Annotated in this window: 1 protein-coding gene; it reads left to right on the forward strand. The window is 61.0% G+C overall.

The features are described from left to right. Positions 1 to 90: 90 nt before the first annotated feature. The coding region (locus N825_RS35870; protein WP_037462597.1) for a hypothetical protein at positions 91 to 308 on the forward strand (218 nt) is incomplete at its 3' end.

Consider the following 308-nt stretch of genomic DNA (forward strand, 5'->3'; position numbering starts at 1 on the left):
ACGATGCTGTTGGCGAATTCGCTGAGGCGGCGGGTTGAGGTCAGATCAGCGCTGTTGAGGTTGGCAAACGCTGACCCTGGGAGGCTGACCATGTCGCTGAAGCCGATGGAGATCCCACCGGTCCCGGAAGAGACCGCCCGTGTCGCTCGTGCCGCCTTTCCCAAAGGAACCCCCTTCCTGCGCTTCCGGGATGAATTAGGGGTGATCTACCGCGACGAGATGTTTGCCGCGCTCTTTCCGAAGAGTGGACAGCCGGCAACAGCGCCCTGGCGGTTAGCCCTTATCAGCGTTTTCCAGTACGTCGAAGG

Origin of the sequence: Skermanella stibiiresistens SB22 (genome assembly GCF_000576635.1) — a bacterium.
Classification (GTDB): domain Bacteria; phylum Pseudomonadota; class Alphaproteobacteria; order Azospirillales; family Azospirillaceae; genus Skermanella; species Skermanella stibiiresistens.